This is a genomic window from Muriicola sp. (assembly GCF_049669965.1).
Lineage (GTDB): Bacteria > Bacteroidota > Bacteroidia > Flavobacteriales > Flavobacteriaceae > Muriicola.
Genome location: NZ_JBATLB010000012.1, coordinates 1 through 1,690, shown reverse-complemented (window position 1 = coordinate 1,690; position 1,690 = coordinate 1). Strand labels below are relative to the sequence as shown.

Genomic DNA, 1,690 nt, shown 5'->3' with positions numbered 1-1,690 from the left:
CAGAATATCGACAACATTCCGCCAATTACGGGGTCGGTACGCTTGGTGGTGTGAGAGGCGCACCCCAATGTCGTTGAGTTAAGGAAACTTAGCGTTAGTTCTTACTACATAGTCTTATATACACGGTTACAAAACGGATAAATCAAGACCTTGCCTCACTAATTTTGATTTCATATTGTATAACTACGGTATAGTAGCAATGAACAGGGCGTAGGTATCCCATACCAATCCGATGATTGATGTAGCGCATTAAGATAGGATTTGATTTTGGTTAGAAAGCGTTCTTGTAAGCCATTGGGTATATCCGTTTACTTTTCCTAAAGTTTCTTTCAAAATGCCTGTCGGCACGTACTACTTCCAAATTAGCAGCAAATAGATTTGTGAGTTCCTCTAAATAACCTTCTACTATTTCTATTTCCCTGCAAAACAGTAAAACGATGCTATTTTTCATCCGATTAAGTGCCTGTGTGAAGTTGGGCTTATAATTTCTTCCCCTTTTTTTAATTACCCCTTTGACCATTTCATCTGTGGCAGAGACAAGGATGGCAGTAAGGTTGCAGGAAAATATTTTCGCATAAAAATCCTGAGCTATCGCCAAACAGCTTTTTCCACTGAAATTCTCGATTTCCAACCTTGATTTCATCACCTTATAAGATTCCTCTGCCTGCCACCTAAACGAGTACAACTCAGAAAAGCACGCGTTAGGATACTCACCTGCCCCTATCAGGCTTGTGACCAGTACTTCCTTTTCCCCAGTACAGAGTTCTATACAAATAAAGCGAAGTGTAATAGGAGCTGTAGACAGCCCTAATTCTTTACACTTTGTAGCACTGGCTTTACTGGGGTATATTTTTGTTGTGATTTCTTTTTCTCCACTATCGATTAACCCTTTTGCTACCTTCCAACTCCCCGTTTTTAATCTTGCACAAAAATCTACCTGCTTGTTTATCAGCAGGGCAAACAACCAGAAAGAAGCATAATTTCGATCATACAGTGTCAAATCACCCGATTGAAATAGGTCGGTATGTTGTAAGGCCAAGTTATGCTCATTGTCACCATAGGTAGATAATTGGGCATCTACTGTCAGGTTATTAAGCAAATCGTACGCTTGTGATAAGCGGCCATATATAATTGGAACCCCTGTCTCAGAGGTGTCGTGTATGCCATATTTTGATGCTATCTCCACACTGAAGGGCAATCTGACCGTAGAACCATCTACTCCCAGTAACCTGAACCCGTTCCAGGTTTTATAAGAGACATTTTGGTAGAAGTAATCAACCTGGTCTTTATCCAGTTCTATGAAGGCTTCATGGTTGAGCTTCTTACGGGCCAAACTAAATGCCCCCTTAGTCACTTCATTTACAGGGATTTCCTTCTTTAAAAGGATTTTGAAGAGGTTGTCCAATTCTGCTTGAAGGGATTTGGTCAAAAAGTTAATGAGTAGAAAAAAAACTTTTTCGAATGGTAAGCTTCGTTTCCTTGTGAAATCAGTCTGTTTGACTCTATGGCGGGCAATAAATTCTTTAGAAGTCAATTTTTTTTTCAAACTTTTGATAAGCTTGAGGTGTTCTTTGATGCTTTTTCATCGTTTTTTCGTTATGTCTATGAATGTAATATACATATTAACCACCTGAATATCAAGTATATATACGTTAACTTAACGACATTGCGGTGCGCCTCTCACACCACC

The 1,690-nt window shown here is 39.5% G+C and carries 1 protein-coding gene; it reads right to left on the bottom strand.

The window, feature by feature from the left end:
- Nucleotides 1-271: 271 nt before the first annotated feature.
- Nucleotides 272-1,534: an IS4 family transposase gene (locus WBM49_RS00485; protein ID WP_424370094.1), complete on the bottom strand. Its 1,263-nt coding sequence runs from the start codon at nucleotides 1,532-1,534 to the stop codon at nucleotides 272-274.
- Between the last annotated feature and the right edge of the window lie 156 nt (nucleotides 1,535-1,690).